The organism is Bartonella florencae (genome assembly GCF_000312525.1).
GTDB classification, from domain to species: Bacteria; Pseudomonadota; Alphaproteobacteria; order Rhizobiales; family Rhizobiaceae; genus Bartonella; species Bartonella florencae.
This window is the reverse complement of sequence record NZ_HE997461.1, coordinates 9,250-12,393: the sequence shown is the minus strand read 5'-3', so window position 1 is coordinate 12,393 and position 3,144 is coordinate 9,250. Positions and strand designations below refer to the sequence as shown.

The 3,144-nt window shown below is 40.8% G+C and carries 5 protein-coding genes; 2 read left to right on the top strand and 3 right to left on the bottom strand.

Translation table 11 applies throughout. The annotated features are described in order from the left end of the window. Positions 1–30 precede the first annotated feature (30 nt). From BN202_RS08710 to BN202_RS08700, 3 genes are read right to left on the bottom strand one after another with little or no spacing between them, the layout of a single operon-like run. Entirely contained in the window at positions 31–315 is a 285-nt protein-coding gene (locus BN202_RS08710; protein ID WP_019220262.1) for a phage tail assembly protein, read from the bottom strand. Between the two features lie 2 nt (positions 316–317). Continuing rightward, on the bottom strand, positions 318–824 hold the full coding sequence (locus BN202_RS08705) for a phage major tail tube protein (protein WP_019220261.1): 507 nt from the start codon (positions 822–824) through the stop codon (positions 318–320). Beyond that, positions 824–2,053 (bottom strand): phage tail sheath subtilisin-like domain-containing protein, encoded by a 1,230-nt coding sequence (locus tag BN202_RS08700; RefSeq protein ID WP_019220260.1) that lies wholly within the window; start codon positions 2,051–2,053, stop codon positions 824–826. The genes BN202_RS08705 and BN202_RS08700 overlap by 1 nt, the downstream gene beginning before the upstream one ends. Positions 2,054–2,213: 160 nt before the next feature. On the opposite strand from BN202_RS08700, the gene BN202_RS08695 reads away from it, so the two are divergent. Together BN202_RS08695 and BN202_RS08690 are read left to right on the top strand one after the other, a co-directional pair. Beyond that, positions 2,214–2,528, top strand: a complete 315-nt coding sequence (locus BN202_RS08695) for a type II toxin-antitoxin system HigB family toxin (RefSeq protein WP_019220259.1) — start codon at positions 2,214–2,216, stop codon at positions 2,526–2,528. Beyond that, entirely contained in the window at positions 2,525–2,881 is a 357-nt protein-coding gene (locus BN202_RS08690; protein ID WP_019220258.1) for a helix-turn-helix domain-containing protein, read from the top strand. Before BN202_RS08695 ends, BN202_RS08690 begins: the two co-directional genes overlap by 4 nt. Positions 2,882–3,144: the final 263 nt, after the last annotated feature.

Below are 3,144 nucleotides of genomic sequence, written 5' to 3'. Positions count from 1 at the left end.
ACCAATGGAACACAATGGCAATATCGGCAATCAGTTTAGCGGCGGTTTCCCAGTCGAGGTTTCCCGCCGTTTGATAAAAGATTCTAAAATCTCTCCAATGTTTGAGAGATCATTGATATCGAGTTCACCAACAGCCTCATGTGGCCATCCAGAAAGACGTGCAATCATAGCGATTGTTTGCTCTATGCCTTCTTTTTTGTCGATTGCTTGCACATCTTTTGTTTTGGGGCGCTGTAAGGTAATTTCGGTGTGTTCTTTTCCTTCAAAGGTGATAGGAACAAGCAATTGATGGGTAACACTGTGTTGTATAGTCATTTTTATAATCCTATGTTTTCTCTGTGGCCTGCGAGTTGATTGATGCCATTGAATTTTCTAATGAGGTTGAGGACGTCTATCTCAACAATTTCAACCTCTTTCTGAACATATTTGAAATATTGCAATGTGAATGTCGCCGTGGATGTTGCTTTGCCTCCCGGTTGCCATTCTGCCATTTCAAAGCCTTTGCAAAGTCCTCTCATGGTAATGATAACCCCTTCTGCGGGTGTACCTTGCGCTTGCATTGAACTGCGCAGTGAGATGTCGACATCTGTGCGTCCCAACAATGCCATTAATTCTGGAGAGCAATCAGAAATGGTCATGGTAAGCGTGAGTGTTTCAAGACCAAGATCAACCTCAATGGCGCTATCTATGCCGCCGCCGCGGTAACTTTCAACGACCAAATTCAAGTTCGGGAGGGTGACGCTTTCACACTTTGCTTGATAGGGAATACCATCGACAAAAATGTTAAAATATTTCAGAACTCTTGGTAAAACGGGGACAGTCATTAAAAGATCTCCTCTAGGTAATCATTGATGATTTGTGAACGGAAGGTGATGTGTTCTGCTGGTGTTGTGGGCGTGAACTCTACATTGAAATAGACTCTGCCGTCTTCAATAGCACTTGCTGTATTAAGCTCTAGATCTGGTGTACAGCGTCCGCCAAGAATGGCGCCTTGCGCTTTTAAATCACGCAAATAAGCATTGACGCTTTCACTCACATCATTCAGATAGGTCTTTTTGATATTGCGATCGACCGCCCATAGATGTCCGCGTAAAATAGCATCATTAATCATATCTGCAGTGCGTACCACGGATAAAAAGGCAAATTTTGTATCGCTTGAAAGTGTGCGATTGCCCCAGAGGCGATAGCCGTTTTCACGGATGATGGTTGTGATATTTTGTTCGTTGAGAAGATTAGCGCGACTTGCACGATCACCAATAGAAAAATCAATTGGGCGCGCAGTTCCCACAATACCATTGATCACTTTGTTTGAAGGAGAATGCCAAAAACCGTGTGTAAAATCAGTTTTAGCAATGACCCCAGCAACCGCTGCACTTGCTGGCTCTTCTAAGATCTTGCCATTGCGATTGACCTTTACAAACGGATCAATGAGAAGGGCGCGTTTTGAATCAAAATCCTTTGCTGCGCTAAGGGCTGCTTCATCTGTTGTGTTTGGGGCATCAATCACCACAATAGCGCGCAAACGTTCTGCAATGCCAATCAGTTCTGCCGCAACGGGGTTAGATGTTACACTGATCTCAGTTTTTGCACTATCACTCGTTCCATCAGTGGTTACACTGGAAGGGCGTTGATGGGTAAAGCCTGGAGCAATCAGAATACGTGGTGTTTGTCCCACAATAGATTGTGCTCCAATGAAAGCATGAACACCTTCATAGGCGCCATTTTCGTTCACACCGCCTAGAATGTTGGTGAGTGTTGCTTCTTCATTGTCTCCTTCTTTCACACGGATAACAACAACAATTGCTCCCACTTGCTTAAAAATAAGATCAAGGGCATTGGGTAAAGTACCGCGTCGTTTGCCTGTTTTGTCCAGTTTTGCGGCTTGTGAAAGAGAGCCTGCTACCAAAACCGGTGTGTTAAGAGGAAAGGCTTGTTCATCGGCATCGGGTGCTGTGCCAATAATTCCGATAACGCCAGACTGAACTGCACGAAGGGGGCGTGTGCCGTCATCAACCTCGACGACTTCAACACCGTGTAGAAAACCTGTTGCCATTTTATGCTCCTTTAAAATAGTGGCGAATGAAATGAAGATGAAAAAATAAGAGGCAAAATGCCGCTCTTGCGAAAAGCTTGTTTTTAAAAAGTATTTTTTTATAAATATCTTGACTTAGTCCCAAAATGGTACTATAGCTAATAAAAATCAGGATATACTTATGAAAATTGTTAAAATCTCCACGCTTCAAACTTTTTGGACTCGATATCCTGATGCTGAACAACCATTAAAAGCATGGGTAGATGAAGCTAAAAACGCACAATGGCGTTCTCCTCATGACATTAAAGAGAAATATAAAAATGCAAGCATATTAAAGAATAATCGTGTTGTTTTTAATATTAGAGGCAATGACTATCGTTTAATTGTTTCAATCTTTTATCCAGCAGGTTGGCTTTACATAAAGTTTATAGGGACGCATAAACAGTATGATGCGATTGATGCCAACACTGTAGAACTAAAGGAATTTAAGAAATGAATATCAAACCAATTCGTACAGAGAGAGATTATCAAGAAGCTTTAGAAATTGTGTCTGCAATGTTTGACAATCAACCTAAAGAGAATACTCCAGAATTTGATCAAATGGAGGTTCTTGTGTTGTTGATTGAAGCTTATGAAACAGAACATTATCCTATTTCTCCTCCTCATCCTATTGAGGCTATTAAATTTAGAATGGAACAAATGAACTTAAGTGCTAAAGATCTTGTTCCTGCGATTGGTCATTTAAATCGCGTTTATGAAATCTTGAGTGGAAAAAGAAAACTAACACTACGCATGATTAAAAATTTGCACCAACAGTTTAATATCCCATTAGAAAGCCTAATAGCTTGAACTTGTTTTTTTTCCCACCTCATGCGTAAAGAGAAGGATAGGCGCATGGAGGGAATAAGTTTGCACGTCAACATCAAGGATTTTACAACCGCATCAAAGGCTGTCTGATCAAATATTGCTAAAAACTTAGATCCCTTACCATTCTTAATAAAGTGAATACGAAATGTAAATTCTATTGTCATTTTTCTCTCCAAATCAATGAAGAGACAATAACAATCATCACCATGTTCCATAAGACTGACAGTGTAAATCAAAAAAAGTTC

Excerpts from the sequence above, each read along its gene's own strand:
- BN202_RS08710 (WP_019220262.1), bottom strand. The coding sequence starts at position 315 with ATGACTATACAACACAGTGTTACCCATCAATTGCTTGTTCCTATCACC.
- BN202_RS08705 (WP_019220261.1), bottom strand. The coding sequence starts at position 824 with ATGACTGTCCCCGTTTTACCAAGAGTTCTGAAATATTTTAACATTTTT.
- BN202_RS08700 (WP_019220260.1), bottom strand. The coding sequence starts at position 2,053 with ATGGCAACAGGTTTTCTACACGGTGTTGAAGTCGTCGAGGTTGATGAC.
- BN202_RS08695 (WP_019220259.1), top strand. The coding sequence starts at position 2,214 with ATGAAAATTGTTAAAATCTCCACGCTTCAAACTTTTTGGACTCGATAT.
- BN202_RS08690 (WP_019220258.1), top strand. The coding sequence starts at position 2,525 with ATGAATATCAAACCAATTCGTACAGAGAGAGATTATCAAGAAGCTTTA.